The organism is Chitinivorax tropicus, assembly GCF_014202905.1.
Lineage (GTDB): Bacteria > Pseudomonadota > Gammaproteobacteria > Burkholderiales > SCOH01 > Chitinivorax > Chitinivorax tropicus.
On the sequence record NZ_JACHHY010000022.1, the window covers coordinates 17572 to 39334 of the forward strand.

19 protein-coding genes are annotated in these 21763 nt (G+C 54.9%); 10 read left to right on the forward strand and 9 right to left on the reverse strand.

The features are described from left to right. Positions 1 to 24: 24 nt before the first annotated feature. From parE to glnK, 3 genes are all read right to left on the reverse strand, one after another. Entirely contained in the window at positions 25 to 1995 is a 1971-nt protein-coding gene (gene parE / locus HNQ59_RS15765) for a DNA topoisomerase IV subunit B (protein WP_184041358.1), read from the reverse strand. Positions 1996 to 2155: 160 nt separating this feature from the next. Beyond that, on the reverse strand, positions 2156 to 3670 hold the full coding sequence (gene amt / locus HNQ59_RS15770; RefSeq protein WP_246491037.1) for an ammonium transporter: 1515 nt from the start codon (positions 3668 to 3670) through the stop codon (positions 2156 to 2158). Between the two features lie 15 nt (positions 3671 to 3685). Then, entirely contained in the window at positions 3686 to 4024 is a 339-nt protein-coding gene (glnK, locus tag HNQ59_RS15775) for a P-II family nitrogen regulator (protein WP_184041359.1), read from the reverse strand. A gap of 299 nt (positions 4025 to 4323) precedes the next feature. On the opposite strand from glnK, the gene HNQ59_RS15780 reads away from it, so the two are divergent. Next, positions 4324 to 4587, forward strand: coding sequence for an accessory factor UbiK family protein (locus HNQ59_RS15780; RefSeq protein WP_184041360.1), 264 nt, complete (start codon positions 4324 to 4326; stop codon positions 4585 to 4587). A 68-nt stretch (positions 4588 to 4655) separates the two neighbouring features. On the opposite strand, the gene HNQ59_RS15785 is transcribed toward HNQ59_RS15780, so the two are convergent. Next, positions 4656 to 6167, reverse strand: coding sequence for a polyamine aminopropyltransferase (locus HNQ59_RS15785; RefSeq protein ID WP_184041361.1), 1512 nt, complete (start codon positions 6165 to 6167; stop codon positions 4656 to 4658). 99 nt (positions 6168 to 6266) lie between these two features. Here HNQ59_RS15785 and HNQ59_RS15790 point away from each other — a divergent pair, with 99 nt between their 5' ends. The 7 genes from HNQ59_RS15790 to HNQ59_RS15820 all read left to right on the forward strand — a co-directional run bounded on the left by HNQ59_RS15790 (position 6267) and on the right by HNQ59_RS15820 (position 14622). Then, entirely contained in the window at positions 6267 to 6653 is a 387-nt protein-coding gene (locus tag HNQ59_RS15790) for a DUF350 domain-containing protein (protein ID WP_184041362.1), read from the forward strand. A 453-nt stretch (positions 6654 to 7106) separates the two neighbouring features. Continuing rightward, positions 7107 to 8147: an SPFH domain-containing protein gene (locus HNQ59_RS15795; RefSeq protein ID WP_184041363.1), complete on the forward strand. Its 1041-nt coding sequence runs from the start codon at positions 7107 to 7109 to the stop codon at positions 8145 to 8147. 111 nt (positions 8148 to 8258) lie between these two features. Continuing rightward, the gene (locus tag HNQ59_RS15800; protein ID WP_184041364.1) at positions 8259 to 9776 is read left to right on the forward strand and encodes a DUF4178 domain-containing protein; all 1518 of its coding nucleotides are present in this window, start codon (positions 8259 to 8261) and stop codon (positions 9774 to 9776) included. Positions 9777 to 10273: 497 nt separating this feature from the next. Further along, entirely contained in the window at positions 10274 to 11323 is a 1050-nt protein-coding gene (locus HNQ59_RS15805; RefSeq protein ID WP_184041365.1) for a hypothetical protein, read from the forward strand. Between the two features lie 472 nt (positions 11324 to 11795). After that, entirely contained in the window at positions 11796 to 13037 is a 1242-nt protein-coding gene (locus HNQ59_RS15810; RefSeq protein ID WP_184041366.1) for a TIGR03862 family flavoprotein, read from the forward strand. Between the two features lie 111 nt (positions 13038 to 13148). Next, complete coding sequence (locus HNQ59_RS15815; RefSeq protein ID WP_184041367.1) at positions 13149 to 13301, forward strand: hypothetical protein; 153 nt, start codon at positions 13149 to 13151, stop codon at positions 13299 to 13301. 268 nt (positions 13302 to 13569) lie between these two features. Then, positions 13570 to 14622, forward strand: a complete 1053-nt coding sequence (locus tag HNQ59_RS15820) for an RNA ligase (ATP) (protein WP_184041368.1) — start codon at positions 13570 to 13572, stop codon at positions 14620 to 14622. A 22-nt stretch (positions 14623 to 14644) separates the two neighbouring features. On the opposite strand, the gene HNQ59_RS15825 is transcribed toward HNQ59_RS15820, so the two are convergent. The 5 genes from HNQ59_RS15825 to HNQ59_RS15845 all read right to left on the reverse strand — a co-directional run bounded on the left by HNQ59_RS15825 (position 14645) and on the right by HNQ59_RS15845 (position 19374). Further along, entirely contained in the window at positions 14645 to 15157 is a 513-nt protein-coding gene (locus HNQ59_RS15825) for an O-acetyl-ADP-ribose deacetylase (protein ID WP_184041369.1), read from the reverse strand. A gap of 310 nt (positions 15158 to 15467) precedes the next feature. Further along, complete coding sequence (locus HNQ59_RS15830; protein ID WP_184041370.1) at positions 15468 to 16241, reverse strand: substrate-binding periplasmic protein; 774 nt, start codon at positions 16239 to 16241, stop codon at positions 15468 to 15470. A gap of 236 nt (positions 16242 to 16477) precedes the next feature. Then, on the reverse strand, positions 16478 to 17857 hold the full coding sequence (locus HNQ59_RS15835; protein WP_184041371.1) for an NAD(P)(+) transhydrogenase (Re/Si-specific) subunit beta: 1380 nt from the start codon (positions 17855 to 17857) through the stop codon (positions 16478 to 16480). Positions 17858 to 17869: 12 nt separating this feature from the next. Next, positions 17870 to 18241: a proton-translocating transhydrogenase family protein gene (locus HNQ59_RS15840; RefSeq protein WP_184041372.1), complete on the reverse strand. Its 372-nt coding sequence runs from the start codon at positions 18239 to 18241 to the stop codon at positions 17870 to 17872. A gap of 14 nt (positions 18242 to 18255) precedes the next feature. Next, positions 18256 to 19374 carry a Re/Si-specific NAD(P)(+) transhydrogenase subunit alpha gene (locus HNQ59_RS15845; protein WP_184041373.1) on the reverse strand — a complete coding sequence of 373 codons (1119 nt, stop codon included), beginning with the start codon at positions 19372 to 19374 and terminating at the stop codon, positions 18256 to 18258. A 710-nt stretch (positions 19375 to 20084) separates the two neighbouring features. On the opposite strand from HNQ59_RS15845, the gene HNQ59_RS15850 reads away from it, so the two are divergent. Both HNQ59_RS15850 and HNQ59_RS15855 read left to right on the forward strand, forming a co-directional pair. Next, positions 20085 to 20885: a sulfite exporter TauE/SafE family protein gene (locus HNQ59_RS15850; RefSeq protein WP_184041374.1), complete on the forward strand. Its 801-nt coding sequence runs from the start codon at positions 20085 to 20087 to the stop codon at positions 20883 to 20885. Then, positions 20882 to 21670 (forward strand): acyl-CoA thioesterase, encoded by a 789-nt coding sequence (locus tag HNQ59_RS15855; protein ID WP_184041375.1) that lies wholly within the window; start codon positions 20882 to 20884, stop codon positions 21668 to 21670. Before HNQ59_RS15850 ends, HNQ59_RS15855 begins: the two co-directional genes overlap by 4 nt. The last annotated feature ends 93 nt before the right edge of the window (positions 21671 to 21763 follow it).

Below are 21763 nucleotides of genomic sequence, written 5' to 3' on the forward strand. Positions count from 1 at the left end.
AGCTGGTTGCCAGCGGGGGCTTGATCAGATATCCCCTTCAGCGGCATTGCCGTGCTTTTCGAGCCATTGACGGCGGCTGGACGCCTCACCCTTGCCCATCAGCATGTTCATGATGCGGCGAGTGTCAGCTGCGATTTCTTCAATACTGACCTTGAGTGTACGACGGGTGTCGGGGCTCATGGTGGTTTCAAACAGCTGCTCGGCATTCATCTCGCCCAGGCCCTTGAAACGGGAGATCTGCCAGCTGCCTTCACGCACCTTTTCCAGGCGCAGCTTATCGAGAATCACTTCCTGTTCGCCGGCATCCAATGCGTAATACTTGCGCGGTGGTTTGTTCTTGCCTTGGCCTGGCACGTCGATCCGGTACAGCGGCGGCTGGGCAATATATACATGGCCATGTTTGATCAGCTGCGGGAAATGGCGGTAGAACAAGGTCAGCAGCAGCACCTGGATGTGCGAGCCGTCCACGTCTGCATCCGACATGATCAGAATCTTGCCATAGCGCAAACCGGACAGATCAACCTGCTCATCCAGCGTGTGGGGATCGACGCCAATGGCTACCGCGATATCATGGACCTCGTTGTTGGCGAACAACTCATTACGATCGACCTCCCAGGTATTCAGCACCTTGCCGCGCAAAGGCAGGATCGCCTGGAAGTCCTTATCGCGCCCTTGCTTGGCCGAACCGCCAGCGGAGTCCCCCTCGACCAGGAACAGCTCGGTGCGCGATGCGTCGTCAGAAGTGCAATCCGTCAGCTTGCCCGGTAACACAGCCACGCCAGACGACTTTTTCTTGACGACCTTCTGAGCGGCCTTCATACGGCTTTGTGCCTGCCGGATGGCCAACTCAGCGAGCTTTTTACCGTACTCGATATGTTCGTTCAGCCAAAGCTCGAACGGGTCTTTCAACATGGCAGACACCAGGCGCACTGCGTCGCGACTGCTCAAGCGCTCTTTGGTCTGGCCCTGGAATTGAGGATCGAGCACTTTGGCTGACAGCACAAATGAGGCCCGTGCGAATACGTCTTCCGGCAACAGCTTGACCCCTTTGGGTAGTAAGCTGTGCATATCGACGAAATTCTTGATTGCGTTGAATACCCCATCACGCAGCCCGGTTTCATGTGTACCGCCTGACGGGGTCGGGATCAAGTTGACATAGGATTCGCGTGCCGTGCCACCTTCTTCTGTCCAGGTGATCACCCATGCGGCGCCCTCCCCCTGTGCGAACGATTCCGACTCCTCCGACACGTATTTCTCACCCTTGAACAAGGGCACGGCCAGCTCCTGCTCAGCCAGCATCTCGGACAGATAACCCGCCAAGCCATCCGGATAGCACCACTGTTTGGCGTCTTCCGTCCCATCCCGCTTTTCGATGGTGAGACTGACGGTGATACCCGGCAACAGCACCGCCTTGGAGCGCAGAATATGTTCCAGCTCACCCATCGGAATGGTGGGGGAGTCGAAATACTTGGCATCTGGCCACGCCCTGACAAACGTGCCGGTATTCTTCTTGCCAACCTCGCGCAACTGCGCCAAGGGCTCTTTGACAAAGCCGTCGCCAAAGACCAGACGGTGCTCGGCGCCCTCGCGTCGGACAATCACCTCCAGCTTGGTGGACAAGGCATTGGTGACACTGACCCCTACGCCATGTAAACCGCCCGAGAAGCTGTAGGCACCGCCATCTTTCTTGTTGAATTTACCGCCCGCATGCAGCTGGGTGAACACCACCTCGACCGTGGGCACCCCCATTTCAGGATGCAGGCCGACTGGAATCCCTCGGCCATCGTCCTGCACCGAGATCGAGCCATCACTATGCACACGCACGGCAATGGCTTTGCAAAAGCCAGCCAGGGCTTCATCAGCGGCATTGTCGATGACTTCTTGAATGATGTGCAGCGGGTTTTCCGTGCGGGTATACATACCGGGCCGATGCTTGACCGGCTCCAGGCCCTTGAGTACTTTGACAGAGGATTCGTCGTATTGCTGAACTGCCATGGCGGATAGTCTGGGAAGGATGTTTTCGCGGCGCAGCATAGCACGCTGACGCGCCGATCAAAAGCATCAAACCACTGTATATCTGCGAAAAGACAGCATAAAAAAAGGGCGCTCATCGCGCCCCCAGTTCAAGCATGTTTTTATTTAATTGCTTGATTGATCATATGTTATAGGCCTTCTCGCCGTGCGAGGTGACATCCAGCCCTTCTCTCTCTTCTTCTTCCGGTACACGCAGCCCGATCAGGATATCCACCAGCTTATAGGCAATGACAGATACCACAGTAGACCAGATCAGCGTCGCCCCCACTCCAATTGCTTGAATCTGCACTTGTGTCACGATGGAATAACCATCTGCCACCTTATTGGCAACATAATCCCAAACACCCGCACCGCCCAATGCCGGATCAGCAAAAACACCTGTCAGCAGGGCACCCAGAATCCCCCCGACACCATGCACGCCGAATACATCCAGTGCATCGTCCGCGCCCAGCAGGCGTTTCAGGCCATGCACACCCCACAGGCAGATCACCCCTGCCAGCAGGCCCATGACAATTGCACCGCCCACCCCGACAAAACCGCACGCCGGGGTGATGGCCACCAAACCCGCCACCGCACCAGATGCCGCACCCAGCATGGAAGGCTTGCCTTTCAGCAACCACTCCGCTAACAACCAAGCCACAGCGGCGGCGGCAGTTGCCGCCCAGGTATTGACGAAGGCCAAGGCCGCCACGCCATTTGCCTCCAGAGCGGAGCCTGCATTGAAGCCAAACCAACCGAACCACAGCAGGCTTGCTCCGATCATGGTCATGGTCAAGCTGTGCGGGGTCATGGCTTCACGTCCATAACCTACCCGCTTACCTACCATATAGGCCCCGATCAGACCCGCCACAGCGGCATTGATATGCACAACGGTACCACCGGCGAAGTCCAGTGCGCCCTTTTGAAACAGGAAACCAGCCGTTGCCGTTGCCGCCTCTGCTGCAGCTTGCGAGGTATACGCATCCGGGCCAGACCAGTACCACACCATATGGGCCATCGGCAGATAGGAGAAGGTGAACCAGATCACGCAAAATGCCAGCACCGCTGAAAACTTTACCCGCTCAGCAAACGCGCCGACGATCAGGCCGCAGGTGATGGCCGCAAACGCACCCTGAAACACCACATAGATCAGCTCTGAGACAACCACCCCTTTCGAAAAGGTCGCCGCCACGGAGTCCGGGGTCACGCCTTTGAGGAATAGTTTATTCAGCCCACCCAGAAATGCGTTGTATTTGGTAAAGGCCACGCTATAGCCATAGACAACCCACAATAGCGAGATCAGCGAAAAGACCGAGAAAACTTGCATCAACACCGACAGCATGTTCTTGGCACGCACCAAACCACCATAAAACAGTGCCAAGCCAGGAATGGACATCAAAATGACCAGCGCAGTGGCCATGAACATCCAAGCATTGTCGCCCCGATTGGGCACCAGCACCGGGGCGGGCGTAGCGATACTCACAGCAGCAGGTGTTACCGTATTCGTTTCCTTCATCAATACCACAGGTGCAGGTACTGGTGCCGTATCGGCAACCACCACAGCAGAGCTGGGGTCAGCCGACTTTGCGTCTTCTGCCCAAACTGGGGCGGCCAGCATGGTGCCAAGCAGCGCCAAGGTCGCAAGCAGTTTTTTCATTGTGTTCTCCAATGATTACAGTGCGTCCGCACCTGTTTCACCCGTCCGGATGCGGATGACCTGCTCCAGCTCGAATACAAAGATCTTGCCGTCACCGATCTTGCCGGTATTGGCTGATTTTTCGATGGCCTCAATCACCTGATCGAGAATGTCATCGCGAACCGCCGCCTCTATCTTGACCTTGGGCAGGAAATCCACGACATACTCAGCACCCCGATATAGCTCGGTATGGCCTTTCTGGCGACCAAAACCTTTTACTTCTGTAACGGTGATCCCTTGCACACCAATCGCGGAGAGTGCCTCGCGCACCTCATCCAGCTTGAATGGCTTGATGACTGCTGTGACCAGTTTCATGTCAGCTCCTAAACAGACTGATCGGGCAGGGATACCGCCCGGGGGTTATGAATATCCTGGTGGCAAGATGCCACTCACAGCATTCATAGCACATAGTGTGCCAACACATTTAGTATTTTATAATCAATGACTAACTAATCCAGCAATCACAGCCGGCCTTCAACTCGCACCACAGGTGCGCGTATGCCAAATCGCATGCACCAATTTAGTGCGGCACTAAGCCAAGCGATGATCAACCGCCCGCGTGAGGCCACTTTTTGTTAGACTTGCCACCAATGCGAACCAACCGGAGCCCAACCATGCTTCGTCAGAAAATTTTTGAAGATATCAGCGCCAAGATCGGCGAAACCCTGGCAAACAGCCCAGCCAAAGACATGGAAAAAAACATGAAGGCCATGCTGGGTACGGCCTTTTCCAAGCTGGATCTGGTCACCCGCGAGGAATTCGACATCCAGCAGGATGTCCTGAAGCGCACGCGCGAAAAGTTGACTCAGCTTGAAATCCGCCTGGCGGAGCTGGAAAAAGCTGCCAAGGCTCAGGCAGAGCCCGCCAAGCCTGATTGAGCGGCGCGGGTAGCCCAACCAACAAAAACGGCGACATCCAGTCGCCGTTTTTTACATAGCCGCGATACTCAGCGGATCACTTGCGCCCAATCCTTCTCAAAATAGTGCACCAATGATTGGTTGTTGAGCCGATTGGGCTCTACCTCAATACGTTGCATATCAGGTGGAAAGCTGAACATCAGCTTGGTGCTGTCACCATCCAGAAACCGCATCGGTAGCCGATAGCGGCTTGGTGGCACAAATCCTTCATGTTTGGCGGCAATGATGAAACCCCACTCCCCGAAGCTGGGTACATAGGCGTGATAGGGCCAGGTCTTGAAACCCGCCTCACGCAAGGTGGCATCAATGCACCAATAGGAACGCGCTGCGTAGAAAGGCGAGGTGGACTGGATCACCATCAGGCCCCGCTCAGCCAGGTGGCGCGACATCAAGCGATAGATCGGTACCGAATAGAGCTTACCCAAGCCAAAGTTGGAGGGGTCGGGAAAATCCACAATGATGGCGTCAAACTGGTCGGTATTGGTTTCCAGCCACTGTCCAGCATCTGCATTGATGACGGCCAACCGCTTGTCGGTCAACGAGCCTCTATTCAACGCCACCAACGGCCCTGCTTGAGCAAATAGCTTGGTCATGGCCGGATCGAGATCCACCAAGGTGATGTGTTCGATGTTTGGGTAGCGCAGTACCTCTCTTGCTGCCAACCCATCCCCCCCGCCCAGGATCAGTACCTTCTTGGCAGCGGGCAATGATTCCAGCACCGGATGAACCAATGCTTCGTGGTAGCGGTGCTCATCGCGAGAGGAGAATTGCAGATTACCGTTGATATACAAACGTAAATCGTCTTTCCACTTGGTCACCACCAATCGCTGATAGGGCGAGGTTTCCGCGTGGATCACCTCATCACCGAACATGACCTTCTCCGACCACCGGGTCAACTGATCTGATGCAACAAAACCCAATATCAAGATGCCGAGCACCATGCCTGCACGGAAGGTCTGTGCGTGGAAGCTTTTCAATTCGCTCCGGAAAATATAAGCCGTGTAAAGCGCCACACCAGCATTCAACATGCCGAATACAAGGCCGGTTCGCGACAACCCAAGCTTGGGCGCCAACACCAGCGGGAACAGCAGTGATACGGCCAATGCGCCAAGATAGTCAAATGTCAGCACCCGACTGACCAGCTCTTTGAAACCCGCTTGACGTGCATTCAATACCCGCATGACCAGCGGGATCTCCATGCCCACCAACATGCCGATCACAAACACCATTGCATACAACACGGTACGAAACGGCGCAGACAGCCAAGCAAATATCATGAACAGCACTGCTGCGGACAAGCCCCCGACCAACCCCACCAGCAATTCGATCTCGATGAATCGCGCCAGCGTGTCTTCATCTTTCACATATTGCGAAAGATGTGACCCGACACCCATCGCAAACAGGTAACATCCGATGATGGAGGAGAACTGCAGTACGGAATCCCCCAGTAGATAGCTACTGAGTGAAGCCGCGATCAACTCATAGGCCAATCCGCATGATGCGACGATGAAAACGGACAAAACAAGAACGCGATTGAGCATAATTGGCAAGGCGACGCAGGTGATCGTTCACGAATACGAAGAAGCACTCTAGAATACAATCTAAACCTGCGCTGTTACCAATACTGACTAAGGCTCACGATGGAACTTGCATACAATTACTTGATTCATGTCCTATCTGCTTTCGCCCTATTGGCTCTGTTTGCCGGTATTTACATCAAATTCACTCCATTCAATGAGCTGTCCCTGATCCGTGATGGTCACTTGGCACCAGCCTTGAGCTTTGGCGGTGCGCTGGTCGGTTTTTCCATGACACTTGCTTCCAGCATCATGCACAACCCCAGTTGGTTAGCATTTCTGACCTGGGCGGCAACAGGTATGATCGTACAATTGGTTGCCTATGTGCTGACCAGCCGCATGCTGCCGCATATGAATGAATCACTGCAGCAGGATAATGTTGGCATGGGTGCCTTGATGGGCTCGATCTCGCTGTCTGTCGGGTTGATCAACGCCGGCTGCATGTCCTGAGCCAAGCAGGAAGGCGCAACGCAAGTTGCATTGGCAAGCTGTGATATCAATATCTATAACTGCTTTGGCCGATTTGATCGAATGATCAACCTGTACAGTAATATTGTCTTTTGGAATGAATACGTCAGCGATGAAAGACTCATTCATGAAATGGGTTGAGCGGTCTTGCCATTGGTTGCGCAAACGGCAGCCCCCTTGCCATTTGCAGCTTGATGGCCGGGCGCTGGTACGCTGACATCATGTACTGCCGGGTATTGGCGATGTATTGACCAGCCGATGCCCTCAAGTTCTACTGGCGAGATCTTATGGATACGTCAGCAGCACTCGACCCTACAGGGCCAATCCGTTTTTTGCTTTGCTGGCGGGTTGATTTGCCAATGGATCGACAAAAGCTAAGCAACCAATTGGATACCACACCCCTCGTTGTGGTACGCCTAGTTTGAAGGAGTAATCATGGGTATTGGCTCATTTATCAAGAAACAGTTCATAGACATCCTGCATTGGACAGAAGAAGACGATGGCGTCCTGGCCTATCGCTTCCCAATGCAGGATATGGAAATCCAGAACGGCGCCAGCCTGACCGTACGTGACTCGCAGATGGCTGTGTTCGTCAACGAGGGCAAGGTCGCGGATGTATTCGGCCCCGGTCAGTACAAACTCACCACCCAGACGCTGCCGGTACTCACCTACCTGAAAAACTGGGACAAGCTGTTCGAATCACCATTCAAGAGCGACCTGTACTTCTTCAGCACCCGCATCCAGCTGGGTCGCAAATGGGGCACGCCACAGCCGATCACAATCCGTGATCAGGATTTCGGCATGGTGCGCCTACGTGCTTTCGGCATGTATTCCTACAAGCTGGTTGACCCCAAGCTCTTTTACACAGAGGTCAGCGGCACCCGTGAAATCTATACGCGGGACGATCTCGAAGTGCAGTTACGCAACCTGGTCGTAGCCACCATGACCTCAACCCTGGGCGGGGGGGGCGTACCATTCCTCGATATGGCGGCCAACCAGCTGTTGATGGCCGACAAGATGAAAGAGGCTCTGGCCGACGCCTTTGCCAAATATGGCTTGGCGCTCGATAACTTTGCGGTCGAGAACATTTCCCTGCCGGAAGAGCTGCAAAAAGCCATCGACACCCGCATCTCGATGGGCATGATCGGTAATATGCAGACCTACACCCAATACCAGACGGCCAATGCCATTCCACTGGCCGCCCAAAACGAAGGAGGTCTGGCTGGTATCGGTGCTGGCTTGGGGGCAGGGGTACAGATCGGCCAGGTGATGGCGCAGACTATGGGGCAAGCCACCGCCGCACCAGCAGCCCCTGTTGCGCCAGTGGCGTCCGCAGCCGTTGCCCCGGCAGCACCCACGGAAGATGCCCCTGAAGCACGGCTGGAAAAGCTGAAAGGATTGCTGGATAAGGGACTGATCTCACAGGCAGATTTCGACAATGCAAAAGCCGAAATCCTCAAGAAACTGATTGGATAAGTCGTTCGCGTCCAATGACAGCATCAGCCTGCATTGCCGGCCAGCTCGGTGGCTGGTCGGCCTCATTGATTGATCAGCGGGTGTCCAAGACACCGCAGAATACCCAAACGCATGTATAAAGTTGCCTGCCCCGCGTGTGGCGCCGAAGTCCAGTTCCGTTCCGCCATGTCTGTCATGGCGGTATGTGAATATTGCCAATCCACCTTGATGCGCGACGCGGAATCCGTCAAGGACATGGGTAAGATGTCAGCGGTGATCGAGGACTTTTCACCGATCCAGATCAATACCACCGGCATTTACCAGGGCAAGGCATTTGGCGTGGTGGGTCGCATCCAATTGCGGTATGACGCAGGCTTCTGGAACGAATGGTATGTATTGTTCGATGATGGCAGCCCTGGCTGGTTGTCAGATGCCTCTGGCAAATATGTCATGACCCTGCCGCTGGCAGCGCCGGCGAAAATGCCCGCCTTTGACCAGATCAAACCGGGTAACACCATCACGCTCGATAAAGCCAGCTTTACCGCCTGCGACGTACGTACCGCACAATGCACTGGCGGGCAGGGCGAGCTGCCTTTCCGCGTCGGAGAGGGCTGGCAAGCGCGTGTTGCCGATTTCCGCACCAAAGACCGTTTTGTCACACTGGATTTCTCAGATGACAGCACCCCCGCCGCTTATCTGGGCAACGTTGTCACATTAGACAGTCTGCAATGCCAACTATTACGGACTGAAGACCAGATTACTCAGAGAGCGGGCAAGCTGAGCGGCAAGATGATGACGCTGGAGTGCCCCAGCTGCGGCAGCCCGCTCAAATACCGTGCCGGGGCGGCCATGCAGGTCACCTGCCCAGCCTGCCATGCCGATGTCGATTGCACGGGCGATAAAGCCATTGTGCTGCAAAAGCACAGTGAGTTGGCGCAAATCACCCCCTCCATTGCACTTGGCTCGATCGCAACGATCGATGGCATTCGCTGGAACGCCATTGGTTTCATGCGCTGTCGCGAGACCCGAGACCCCACGGAGTGGACAGAATACCTGTTCTTCCACCCATTGAAGGGCTTCATGTGGCTGGTCGAAACCGATGATGGCTGGGACAAAGTCGAGGTGCTGGACACTTGGCCAGACCAATTTTCTGCCAGCGCCGCACGGCTAGGTCAGATCAGTTACATCAAGTATGTCGAATACGGTAGTGAGGTGATATACGCTGCCGGGGCATTCAACTGGCGGGTATCCGTTGGCGACAAAACCTGGATCACCGATTACCGGCAGAACGGCCAGAAACTGACACAGGAGCGATCCAGCAACGAGATCAGCTGGTCACGTTCCGAATCGGTCAGCGCCGAACAGATCGCAAGCTGGTTGGGGAAGCCCCACAAACAAATCCCCAGCAAGGCCATTGACCGCGACGACGATGACGAAGTCTCACCCTTGAAAGGTACAGCCAAGGCGCTCACCTGGATGCTGCTGATTCTCAACATCCCGATCTTGTTTGGCAGTGGCTTTGCAGGGGTCATGATCATCCTGTCTGGGCTGTTGGCGCTCTGGTGGCCGATTCTAAAAAATAAAGACGATGGTGACGGCGACTATGGCAGTGGTGGCGACGGGGATGGTGGCGGTGGTGGAGGTGACTGAGTCCTGTTGCATCGACCATGATGGCGGCCCATGTTGACCACATGGCTATGTTGTCATGGATTCAAGCCCAACAAGCCTCTCATCACAATACTCGGAGGGCTGCCCCACTCACCAAGCAATGACAATGGCAATATTAACTCGAAAATACGTAACTCATATGCCATTTGTTGATCCAAGCCGTGTTACACTCACATCGTCCATTTATTCCAATGGATGCATGTTGGATCGCCATCAAAACAGTGTGAGTCATCAGGCTAATCACCAAACCCAACATGCCGGGGAAACGGAAATATTCATCATTCATGATATTCTGTCATGCAGCCAAGCTGATTGTTCAGTGACATATTGATTGCATGGCATGAGATACATGCACCAATGGGTATTCCAAATGTGATCAATCACCAGGCTGGTGTGTAATCCGCCTGGAAAGACCACATCAATTAGCTGATCGCACCAGCGCCAGCTGACCGGTGTTTGGTTTTGTTGGACAACATGGCATGATTCGCTTTATCCGATCGCTCGCACAGCGCTTTCAATCCCAGTCAACCACGACACCCTGCGTGCTGGACAATCGCACAGCACCTGAACAGATCACATCCGTAGATCAACCTGCCCTGGCATGGTCGTCGGTACTCAGCACCCGGCAGGGCTACCCGTTTGCTGATTGGCAGGCCATCACCAAATGGCTCGGCACAATCAAAGGTGAGCGCGCCCAGGAGCTCACCTGGATGACCTGCCAGCAAGGTTGGTTACTGCATCTGAAACAAGCGCTCGGCCCCCAATTTCACCTGCAGGAAAGCGGCAAAGCCATGCTGCTCTCGTCACTGGCCCCCAATGTTGCCAAAGCCACACTGGACTACATCGAGCAGACACGGCGACGGTTGTTCGGCCTGCTGGAAAGCATCGCCAGACCTGACTCACCAGGCAAGGTATTGATGGTCGTGTTCGATGACGCTGACCAGTATTACCGTTACGTCTGTCAGTACTACCCGGACAAAGGCAAGTTCGCACTCAGCAGCGGAATGTATATCTATCATGGCTGTGGACACTTTGTGACCACCAAAGCCGATCTGGCGATGATCGAACCGATCATCGTGCATGAAATGGCTCATAGTGTGCTGTCTTACCTACCACTACCCGTCTGGCTGAACGAAGGCATCGCCGTCAGCAGCGAACGACGGCTTGCCGGGGTATCAGCCCCAAAGGCGGATCTTAGGGAACAGCACCGACAGATCTGGAACGACCAGACCATTCAACAATTCTGGTCGGGCGATGCATTCATGGCCAGCGAGCTCAGTCTGCTGGCCTATGACCTGGCTCAAACGGTTGTCGAGCAACTTGCCAGAGATTGGCATGGATTCAGGCGCTTTGTCGCCGCCGCCCACCGAGATAACGCTGGACAGATCGCCGCCGCCGATATCCTGGGTATCGACCTAGGCAGGTTTGTCGCATTGATCATGACCAAAGACGAAGACACCGACTGGTCACCTCAACCACATCGCTGGGCCACCAGCACCAACAAACCTGAGTTGGTGGCCGTGATCTAATCATCAACCAAGCCTGGGCAACCAGTTCTTCCTTGTTTTCTCAAGCCGTCAAAGACGCCCTGCAGCCTAGGCCGCCACTGCCTGACCATCCCCATGGCGCCTGCAGGTCGCGAATTCAGGGCTGGTTGATGATCAATCCATACACCGACACAGCCATGTGATCATGTCGACCACTTCATCCTCCGGTGTTCGGATGGGTTGAGTTGAAGGTATCGAGTGACTGGGCGGCATCCGCTACAATTCCCTATTGTTGCAGTCATCCTGATCTGAACATCCAGTGCTACTGGCTCGGTCTTTTGCACCCATTGATCTGCTTTAGGTTCTACGCTGTCGTTGCGAATCAGACGCATAGATCACCCAAGGGCATGTTTTCCCTGGGCGTATGTCAAACGCCGAGTGATGAACCCATGTCAACAGAACTTGGCTGGATGACGGGTTGATTTTCTGTCTTTTTGAGCCTCAAACACCTTTCATGTCTTCCTTTTCAATCGTTACAAAACGTGCCGTCGTGGTCGGCGGTGGCCCAGCCGGACTGATGGCGGCAGAGGTACTGGCAGAATCGGGTATATCGGTTCATGTCTTTGATGCCATGCCGTCTGTTGGCCGGAAATTCCTGTTGGCTGGTATTGGCGGGATGAACATCACCCATTCCGAGCCAATGGCACCATTTCTACAGCGCTACACAGGTCGAGTATCGGAGATGACGCCCTTACTTCAGGCATTCGGCCCGGATGCGCTACAAGACTGGATTCACGCATTGGGAATCCAAACTTTCGTTGGAAGTTCCGGCCGTGTTTTTCCAACCGATATGAAGGCAGCACCATTGCTGCGAGCGTGGTTGGCCCGATTGCGTGAGCAAGGGGTGCAGCTGCATGTTCGACACCGCTGGCAAGGATGGGATGCGGAGGGTCGTCTGATCTTTACCACACCCGATGAAAAGCTGCATATTGAGGCGGAAGTGACCGTGTTGGCCCTAGGTGGTGCCAGCTGGGCGAAACTGGGCTCAAATGGTGCGTGGGTACCCTGGCTGGCCCAGCGGGGAGTCCCTGTCAGACAGCTAAAGCCAGCCAACTGCGGCTTTGACGTAGGCTGGGGCGAGCATTTCCAGACGAAATTTGCTGGCGAGCCGCTCAAGACCGTGGCAATCCGCTTGGCAGGTGATCAGCACTTCAAACCTGGGGAATGCGTAGTAACCCAGACCGGCCTGGAGGGCAGCCTGATTTATGCATTGTCGAGTCGAATACGGGACACCATCTTGTCAGCCGATGGGGCGACCATCGAGATCGATCTGATGCCAGGGTGGGATATGGCACGCATCCAGCAAGCCGTCCACCACCCTCGTGGTGCGCGCTCCTGGTCAAGTCATCTGCAGAGCAGGCTGGGCCTGAAGGGCGTCAAAGTCGGACTGTTGCGGGAGTGCCTGAGCAAAGACGCTTTTCAAGACCCAGAGCAGCTTGCCACAGCCATCAAAGCGCTGCCCATTCGCCTGATTGCCGCACGCCCAATCGACGAAGCCATCAGCAGCGCCGGTGGCGTGGCATTTGAGGCGCTGGACACGCAGCTGATGTTACGCTGCCTGCCCGGCGTATTTTGTGCGGGTGAAATGTTGGATTGGGAAGCACCGACCGGTGGTTATTTATTGACGGGATGCTTCGCGACAGGCCGTGCTGCGGGTCTGGGTGCCGTCAATTGGATTGAGCTGAACAGAAAATGAAAATATGACAAATACCCTTTCATATTGACATCTAAAGTGGTTGACAGCCTATTTATGGGCGATGCATGATTATCACCATCATTTATTGCTGATTTTCTCAGGAACCCCACCATGAGTTTCGCTCACCTATCCACTCAGATTGGCGCTCAGGCACACCAAGCCTTGCCCCTGTATGGCCTGCCAGAGGCCAATGGGCGCGACCAGGTTGGTGAGCGCATATCCAATGGAGCCGGGTTGATCATTGACGCTGAATTGCGTTGGTGAACTGATCAGACGCAACAGTCGATCCAAAACCCGGGCATACAACCCGGGTTTTTATTTTTCAAAAATCTGAATTCATAAATTGGATTGATATTTGCTGACATTTTAAATGTCTGGCAGGGCATCTTTTACCTGAAATTTCTGCAATTGATGTTCTGATATTTATTTTCATGCCGTCATAGGTCGGATAAATGTAGCCCATGTTGGCCATGGGCTATCCAGTTGGCTTATGCAAAGAATCGGTAACAACCATCCATAAGGGAGTCAAATAGTGAACGCAAGAAAGCTTGTCACCATCAGAAGAATCGAGGCCATTCGACCGATCCCTGGCGCGGATACGATTGAGTGCGCAACGGTTGGAGGGTGGCAAGTTGTTGTCAAAAAGGGCGAATTCAGGCCAGGTGAGAGCGGCGTCTATTTTGAGATCGACGCTTTCCTGCCTGTTGCAGATGATCGATTTGCATTCCTGGCTAAGCATCAGATGACCTGGCGGGACAAACAGGGTGTTCGCCTGCACACCATGAATTTGTGTGGCCACATCTTCCAAGGGCTGATTCTGCCGATCGGGCGCTTTCCAGAGATAGTGAGCCGCATTGCAGGTAAGTCAGTCGAAGTGGTACGTGAAATGGATTTCTCCACGTTGCTCGGTGTAGAGAAATGGGAGGCAGCTGCTCCAGCCTCATTTTCTGGCGAGGTGGTAGGGCCGTTTCCGAGCTGGATGCGCAAGACTGAGCTGGAGCGCGTACAAAATCTGCTCCCAGCGTTGCATACCCAAGCAGATGAATTGTTCGAGGTATCAGTGAAGCTCAACGGCACAAACATGACCGTGTTTCATCGCAATGGTGAGCTGGGGGTTTGTGGTCGTGACTGGCAGCTGGCCGAGAGCCAAGCCTGCGCACCGTGGCAAGTAGCCAAGGCATTGAGGCTGACCGACGCCTTGACCACTTTGGGCCGCAATATCGCCTTACAGGGTGAGATCGTCGGAGAGGGTATACAAGGCAATCCAGAACATCTGTGCGGGCAGCGCTTCTATGTTTTCGATGTGTTTGATATCGATCGGGGAACCTATCTGGGCCGCGAACAGCGCGGAATGGTGCTTGACGCATTACGACAATCCGGTGCACAGATCGAAATGGTGCCGGTCATCGGCATCATGGATCTACGACGTTTCAGAGGGTGTGTCGAGTCGGTGTTGGATTTTGCTGAAGGGCCATCCATGAACCCGCGGGTAGCGCGTGAAGGGGTGGTGTTCAAGCGGCTGGATGGGCGGTTTTCATTCAAGGCCGTTGCCAACAGCTATTTGTTGAAACACCAGGAGCGTTGAAGGGTGCCAGTCGATATGACACCTATGGCTGATCAAGTGCCTGTGCCAAAGCATCAGCCATGCTTTGGCCAAACGCCACAAACCAGACCGACTCCAAGCTGGTAGTGCGTGATACAGCGTCCCTTACCGTTGCCACGGCAATCTGGCAGGCCGCCTCGACTGGGTAGCCATAGACGCCACAACTGATCGCAGGGAAGGCAATGGTTTTCAGCTCGTATTCCATGGCAAGCCGCAGGCTCTCTCTGTAACAAGAAGCCAACAAGGCAGCCTCATCATTTTGGCCCCCCCGCCACACCGGCCCAACGGTGTGGATGACGAAGCGGGCCGTAAGATTGAAGCCTGATGTGATTTTGGCCTGACCGGTCTTGCAGCCGTTCAGCAATCGACAGGCCTGCACCAGCGCTGGCCCAGCTGCACGATGAATGGCTCCATCAACCCCGCCGCCACCTAACAGGCTACTGTTGGCAGCGTTGACGATAGCATCGACATCGAGCAAGGTGATATCACCTTGATGAAGGTGTAATCGTGTAGGCATGATGTAGTCTGTGAAGTGGTGGTGATCACCCATTGTCACTCGAGCCGAATGATCTGCATACCTTCCCCGCCCCGTTTTTAAATGCATCCAGCCAGCAGGATGCGGTGAATTTGCATAGACTGCCGAGGATGGGCTACGCCCAGCCCACAACACAATGCCAAATCTGAACATGTAATTGAATAAAAAGAAGAAGCCGCGTCAAGCGCGGCTTCTTCCGATCCCAGAGAGCTATTTTTTTGTAGTGACTTTGTAGTCAGCCCGGAGTTTAACCGCGAAGTGGATTGAGGGCAACTCCGCACTCAGGATTCCATCAGGGATGTACCTTGGTCTTCCCGTTGATTTCTTGTTGCAATTCGCCCAACCTGCCGGATGCGCTGAGTTTCCGCAGCCCTTCGTTGAATTGCTTCAGGAGCATAGGACTCTTAGCATTTTGACGCCCAAACATCAGTGCATAGTGCTCAACTTTGTATGGCTTGGGGTGGATCGTCAGCAGGGCACGCTCTTCGCTGTTCAGCTCGGTTTGCATCAGTGTCTGTCCGACAGGCAGGGCAATAGGGAAGATGTCGATGATACCTTTGCCGAGCATACGGATATTCCGCTCGTCATTATCGCTTTCCACGACATGCAGCTTGCCGCTACGGATGGCCTGATCCATTTCAGCCCCATAGGTATAACCCCGCGTGATGCCAATCTTGTAAGGCGCCAGATCACTGATCTGCTGCCATTGGAAGTCGTTCCCCAATCGATGCAGGAAGACACTCGGCAGAGAAAATACGTTGTCTGAGATCAGAAAGTCTTTTTCCCGCTCAGGTGTGCGCGTCCAGAATGGAGTGACATCCCATTTCCCTGTTTTAGCCAGCTCGTAAGAGCGGCGCCATGGAAAGAATCCATACTCAACCTTGACACCCATCTCGGTGTAGGCTTCGGTGATGATTTTGGTAGCCGGGCCATGGCCAGGTAGGTGCTGCGACAAAATAGGGGGCCACTCGCCATTGGCGACACGAACGACATCAAACGATTCAGCCGCTGCGTTCACATGGACTAACAATGACAGGCAAAGCCCGATAAGGCGATGTGACAGCATGTTGTGGGCTCCTGATAGGGTGGACACAAAACATGGTTGTTGCGTTCCAGACCTCGACCGACTTGTGGTGCAGCTTTGGTGATGGCGCTCCCACGGCATGATGGCTTGGGTGCCAAAGGTGGATGCTTTTCATTGTAATACTGGAATCGCGTGGCGGTGCATACTTGACCATTGAGCGGCCCGCTCCGCTTGGCAGCGGGCCGCTGGAAGGGAGCAGGCGAAGCGCTAAGGCCAGATCAGTGCAGCCCTTTCACCATGTCTTCCACTACTTTCTTGGCATCACCGAATACCATCATGGTTTTGTCCATATAGAACAGATCATTGTCCAGCCCGGCATAGCCTGCATTCATCGAGCGCTTCACCACGATGATGGTACGCGCTTTGTGCGCATCCAGAATCGGCATGCCGTAGATGGGGCTGGCCGGATCTTTTTGTGCTGCTGGGTTCACCACATCGTTGGCGCCAATCACCAACACCACGTCAGTATTGGAGAAGTCTGTGTTGATCTCTTCCATCTCCAACACTTTGTCGTAGGGTACTTCCGCCTCGGCCAGCAACACGTTCATATGGCCTGGCATGCGGCCTGCGACAGGATGAATGGCGTAGCGCACGTTCACGCCTTTTTCGGCCAGCAGCGTGGCAAATTCTTGTAGCGCATGCTGCGCACGAGATACAGCCAAGCCGTAGCCAGGTACGATGATGACGCTGTCGGCATTGCCCATCAGGAAAGATGCGTCTTCAGCCGAGCCTGATTTATAACTCTTCTGGACTCCGCTGTCGCCGCCACTGGCAGCGTTGTCGCCAGTGCCCATGCCACCGAAGATGACATTCATCAACGAGCGGTTCATCGCCTTGCACATGATGTATGACAGGATGGCACCCGATGAGCCGACCAGCGAGCCAGCAATGATCAATACCGAATTGTTCAACGTGAAACCGATACCCGCCGCCGCCCAGCCTGAGTAGGAGTTCAGCATGGACACCACCACCGGCATATCACCGCCGCCGATCGGTGCAATCAGGAAGTAACCCAGCACCAGGGCAATGGCAGTCATAGCCAGAAAGGCCTGTAGATTTTCCGTGATGAAATAAGCCCCACCCAAACCGGCCATGGCCAATGCCAACAATAGCTGAACTGGTTTGACCCACCCCCCCTTGAGCGGCTTGGAGCCAGCCTTGCCAGACAGCTTCAGATAGGCCACCACCGAGGCTGTGAAGGTGATTGCGCCAATGAAACAGCCAATGAACAACTCAAAGCGATGTACGCCATCATGGTGCTGGTTGGTATTGAACACAGCCGCGATGGCGATCAACACCGCAGCCAAACCCACCAAAGAGTGCATCAGCGCGACGGTTTCCGGCATCTGTGTCATCTGCACCGTCTTGGCGCGATAGCCCCCGATGACGGCACCCGCGATGATGGCTGACACAATCAACGCAAAGTTTGGGTTAGGGGCCACGGCAAAAGTGATCAAGATGGACAAGGCCATGCCGATCATGCCGTAGGTATTCCCCATACGAGCACCCACAGGGCTCGACAACCCTTTCAGTGCCAGAATGAATAAAATGGCCGCGACCAGGTAGACCCAGTCCGCATAAGGCGTCAGAAATTGCATGTTGCGGCTCCCTTATTTCTTCTTCTTGAACATTTCCAGCATGCGCTGGGTCACCATGAAGCCACCAAAGATATTGATGCTGGCCAGGAAGACAGCGATTGCACCCAGCACCGATGTCAGGGTGATTGCCTCGCCGCCGATATACACCACCTGTAGCATGGCCCCCACGACGATGATGCCCGATACCGCGTTGGTGACCGCCATCAACGGGGTGTGCAGTGCCGGGGTGACGTTCCACACCACGTGGTAGCCGACAAAGATGGCCAATACGAAAATGGTGAAGCTTGCAGTGAACGGGTCCATGGTGTGGGCGGCATGGGCGGCCTGTTGCGCAGCCTGGGTGATGACTTCTGCAGCCTGAGTGGTGGTTTGTTGTGCATCCATGTGTGTCCCCTCCCTCAATTCGCTTTGAACAACACCTGACCATCACCGGTGATGCGAGTTTTGGCGATGATTTCGTTGTCCATGTTGATATCCAACGCTGTCGCATCTTTCTTGAGCATCTCGCCCAGAAAGGTCAGCAGATTGCGGGCGTAGAGTGATGATGCATCCTGCGCAACATGGCCCGCCAGATTGGTGGTGCCGACCAGCGTGACGCCGTTCTCGGTCTGGAACACCTCACCAGCACGCGTCAGCTTGCAGTTGCCGCCAGCCTCAGCAGCCAGATCCACAATCACCGAGCCGGGTTTCATACTGCTGACGACCTCTGGCTTGATCAGCTCAGGAGCAGGCTTGCCGGGAATCAATGCGGTCGTGATGACGATGTCCGCCGCCGCCGCGTGCTTGGCCACCAGCTCGCCTTGCCGACGTTTGTAATCCTCGGACATCTCCTTGGCGTACACGCCATCATTGGCTTTTTTCTCCTCATCGCTCATCGGTACTTCCACAAATTTCGCACCGAGCGATTCCACTTGCTCTTTGGTCGATGGCCGCACATCAAATGCTTCGACCACCGCCCCCAGCCGTTTCGCAGTGGCAATGGCCTGCAGACCGGCAACACCCACACCCAGAATCAACACCCGCGCAGGTTTGACCGTCCCAGCGGCGGTCATCAACATCGGCATGAATTTGGGGTAGTACTGGGTGGCCAGCAACACCGCCTTGTAACCGGCAATATTGGCCTGAGAGGACAGCACATCCATCGACTGGGCACGGGTGATACGAGGCAACAGCTCCATGGCGAAACAATTGAGCTGCCGCGAGGCCAGGTCTGGCAGAGTGGTGTTGTGATGCACCCCGAACAGGCTGATGACCGCCGCCCCGGGTTTGATCAGTGGGATTTCGTCGATTTGTGGCGCACGCACCTTGAAAATGATGTCGCTGGCGAAGGCCTCGTCACCATTGACGATCCTGGCGCCCACAGTGCTGTAGGCCTCGTCGGTAATCGCGGACAACTTGCCCGCCCCGGCTTGCACGACCACGGTCTGCCCAAGCCCGATCAGCTTCTTGACGGTTTCCGGAGTCGCCGCCACCCGTGTCTCGCCGGGCAGGGTCTCCGCAGGGATTCCTATTTGCATGATTGTTGTCTACCTGTTGTCACTCGACTCGTGGGCAGCTGACAGCCTGGCTGGGAGCCAGTCAGACCATCGGATTGCCCGCTGCGTTGCTGATTCGGTACGCCACCTCGAAGGCACAAGCGAAATCACGAATCCTGAAAGCTAAAAAGTAAACCTGTCGTGTTGCCGCATGATGTATGCGGTACTGCTGATTGCTGACGGGGGCTGGATTGCGTGGTAGCGCGGGCCGTCGTCAGCGACTGGGATCTGCCAGCCGACACCCCTTGTGGTGTAGTCGGCAAGGCCGTGCGATTGACGCTGGACAGTGCCGCTTACACACCGGAATGTGCGGTTTGTATCTTGATGGAATAGCGCGTTGCCAAATGGTTGATTGGCAACCGATCAAACGCTCGTATGAAACGCCTGATCGGAGTGTGTGATAGAAGCGAACAGCTTGTCAAGCGAGTTTGACACATTCGGCTGACCACCAGTCAATGCGGGGTTTCCCGAGATTGCTGCGGCGCAGCATCCATTGCGGGATTCGCGTAATTCCGCATGTTTTCATGAAGTTCCCGGACAGGGGCCAACCCGCCCACCAAACTGACCCATCGTTGATGAGGACGAGCGATCTTCACCAACAACCGCAGCGCGGCCATCGTAAACTGACATGGCGCAATCCGGTAGGTATGCGCTAAAGTCCTGCCTTTTCCCTTTGGACGGGTGTGGTATCAATGGATGAGTTGAATCTGCTTTCGCTGGTATTCCTGGTGGCCATGGCATTCATTGCCGGCCTGGTGGATGCCGCAGTGGGCGGCGGCGGGTTGATCCAGACGCCAGCGCTGTTCAGCGCATTGCCACATCACATGCCTGCCACACTGTTTGGCACCAACAAGCTGTCATCGATTTTTGGTACGGCATCGGCGGCGTTCCGTTACGCCAGAACTGTACGCATCCATTGGCCAGTGGCACTGCCTGCGGCCATTGCAGCGTTGGTGGCTTCTTTCATTGGCGCAAGGCTTGTGGCTTGGCTGCCCGTGCAATATGTCAAGCCGCTGGTGCTGGTGATGCTGGTTCTGATTGCGCTGTATACCATGAAGAAAAAAGATCTTGGGAATGTTCATGCGCCCAAGCATTCAAAAACCATGGAGCGTTGGTTGGCGGTGGCAACAGGTATAGTGATTGGATTCTATGATGGTTTTTTTGGCCCTGGCACGGGTAGTTTCCTGACCTTTGCATTCGTCCGTTTCTTCGGTTTCGATTTCCTACGTGCCGCTGCAACGACCAAGGTAGTCAATTGCGCTACCAATCTGGCCGCATTGGCCTATTTCATTCCCTCAGGCAATGTGTTGTTCGCCGTCGGCATTCCGATGGCCATCGCCAATATAGCTGGGGCGCAGGTCGGCACCCATGTGGCCATGAAAGGTGGCACCCAATTGGTACGTAAACTTTTTCTGGTGCTGTGCTGGGTGTTGATTGCCAAGTTCGCGTGGGATATGGTGCGTCAATTCCAATTTGAACAGGTCATACCATGAGCGTCGATCAGTTTCTCCAGCATATTCGCCATAACGACAGCTATTGCCTGCCGGACGATTGGATGCAAGGCCGTACTGTGTATGGCGGAATTGCAGCCTCGCTGCTATTGGAAGTGCTATTGAAAATCGTGCCAGCGGATCGCCAGCCGCGCACACTGACAGCATCTTTCATTGGCCCTGCAGTGCCAGGGCCCGTCACCGTCAGGACAGAGCTGTATCGTTCAGGGAAGTATGTGACACAGGCCCAGGCTTGGCTTGAACAGAACGGCGAGGTCGTTACCACTTTGCTGGTGGGCTTTGGCGCGGCGCGTGATTCTGTATTGCAGAAGGCGGCAGCACAACCGCCGCAGATGCCGTCATCGCAGAGCCTGACCGACATGCCATTCATTCCAGGGGTGATGCCGGAATTTGTCAAACATCTGCAGTTCCGCTGGGCATTGGATGAAGCGCCTTTTTCCGGCAAGGGCAGTGGCCACATCGGTGGCTGGCAGCGCCTGCGAGAGTCCGGCGACAGCTTCGGGCCCGCCCATATATTGATGCTGCTTGACGCATGGCCGGTTGCAGCGCTGCCATTGTTCCCCAAGCCGGCGCCATTCAGCACATTGAATTGGACGGTTGAATTCCTGTGTGACTGGCCCATCCAGACACCGGCGGAGGGCTGGTGGCAGTTCCATGATCACACAGACTTCATCGGAGAAGGCTATGCCCACACTCAAGCACAGCTATGGTCGCCAGCTGGGCTGCCGGTGGCCTTGAGTCGCCAGACTGTATCGATTTTCCTGTAAAACCCGCTACGTTCCTCACCGTATCGCACTGTGGAACCATGTCGTGGTATACAAGTCTGATCCGCCTTGCAGATAGTTTGGATCGATACCATA